The sequence below is a fragment of the Azospirillum sp. B506 genome, from assembly GCF_000333595.1.
GTDB lineage: Bacteria > Pseudomonadota > Alphaproteobacteria > Azospirillales > Azospirillaceae > Azospirillum.
This window is the reverse complement of the sequence record NZ_BADK01000340.1, coordinates 1-1,688: the sequence shown is the minus strand read 5'-3', so window position 1 is coordinate 1,688 and position 1,688 is coordinate 1. Positions and strand designations below refer to the sequence as shown.

The following is a 1,688-nucleotide window of genomic DNA, read 5'->3' as shown; positions in this document are numbered from 1 at the left end:
TCAACAAAATTCCTGGCTGAATTTCTATGGCGCCATCTGTAACGCTCAGAAAGGCCCGGTAGATGCGTCCTACCGGATCGAGCTGAATGGACGGTTGCTGACCTCAGGCAGAAAAACGAATGAGTCGAGGATCTGTGCCACCGACGGAAACGACCTCTCGCAACTGACGGCTATCGCGACTCCTTTCAATATTCTTGAGAAGCCTCGCTGATGCGGGCTGCCAGATGGAGACAACCATGAACATTCATTTCCGGACCCACCGTTCCAAAGGGTCCGGCCGGTTTCCGTGGTGGCTTATCCTGGCCGCGTTCTGGCTGGCGACAGTCTTTCCGCAAGCGTCAGCCGTGGCCCAGGCGGCGCCGGCACCTCTGGTCTATTTCCTGCTCGACACCGCCCGACCCTCCGATGTCAAGTTGGGCGATCATCAAAACATCAAGGCGATCATGGCTTTGGCCAGCAAGGCCAACCCGGCGACCAAATTCTACATGCACCTGACCAACATCAAGATCACCTTCGACGGCTTCCTCGTCGATCCTGAGAACAAGAGAAAGCTCGAATTCATCCTCGACGGCTATCGCAACACCGATGCGGTGCGATCGGAGGCGAAGATGACGCGGAATATTTCCGAAGAGCTGTCGCTCATGTCCACGAACATTCTCCAGCTCAAGGGAAAGGGGCTCATCGATGGGCAGGCGCCGGTGTGGATAGTGGCGTTCCATGACATGGATCTGGTGGATCCGCCGCGGGCCGACAGCCGCTGTTGCGCGCTCACCGATGGCTGGCTGAGCGCTCCGCAATCGCCTTTCATCCGCAATTTTCTGTCCAAGGATAACGCGGTTCTGAAAGGGGCACGTTCCGTGGTGTTCCTATCCCATCCAGTCCCGCTGGCCGTCCGCCGCGCCAAGGAGCAATTCACCGCCCAGCTTTTCGACAAGGTCGGCGCCACGCTCCATTACCTTGGGTACAACTATGCCTACCCAACCGACGCGGTGGCCTTTACCGGAGCGCTGATGGAAGCCTTTTCCAACGGCCAGCTGTCCATTCTCAACCACGAGGGTCCACGCAACGCCACCGTTCTGCAGATGGTTGATGAGCATGGGAACATCTTCAATGTGGACCGCTACAACTGATCTGACCGCTGCGGGTCCCCTTGACGGGATCCCTTCAATGGCCTTCATGCCGGCCGTCAGGCCGCCCCGGAAGAAAACGCCCCCATGATGACCGCACGCTTCCTTCCGTCTCTGACGCTGCTTCTCGCCATCGCGGCCTACTCTTCCGGCATGACTGCGGTGGCCGAAACCCCTGCGCCATCCATAGCCCGCATCAATCCGGCGCCATGGCATGGTGAAGGCGCCCTGGCCCTGACCGATGCTGGAGAACCGGTTGCCATTGTCGCGCTGCGTCTGGGTGGCCTGACGAACGAGCAAACCGACCGGTTGGCGCGCGATGTCCTGGCCCAGGCCCCCGAACGGGGCACCCTTGCGCTGATCGACGCGGCCGATGGACAGCTGTTGCTGCTGGACCGGCGGAGGGAAATCGCCGCCCGACGCCTTGCCGTGTATCAAACGCTGCGCGCAGCGCACCAGCGGCGGCAGGAATCGATGGCGGTCAATCTGCCGCTCACGTTGCAGACCATGGCGGATCTGAGCCGCGTGCTGGCGCGGCACCGGCAAGAGCATGGATTACTA

General features: G+C 60.4%; 3 protein-coding genes. All 3 read left to right on the top strand.

Annotation, left to right across the window (positions count from 1 at the left end):
• A partial coding sequence (locus I71_RS39130; RefSeq protein ID WP_211098371.1) for a hypothetical protein occupies positions 1 to 211 on the top strand: 211 nt, incomplete at its 5' end.
• Between the two features lie 25 nt (positions 212 to 236).
• Positions 237 to 1,130, top strand: coding sequence for a hypothetical protein (locus I71_RS10480; protein WP_042694655.1), 894 nt, complete (start codon positions 237 to 239; stop codon positions 1,128 to 1,130).
• Positions 1,131 to 1,214: 84 nt separating this feature from the next.
• Positions 1,215 to 1,688, top strand: a 474-nt coding sequence (locus tag I71_RS10475) for a hypothetical protein (RefSeq protein WP_042694653.1), incomplete at its 3' end; no start/stop codon positions are given.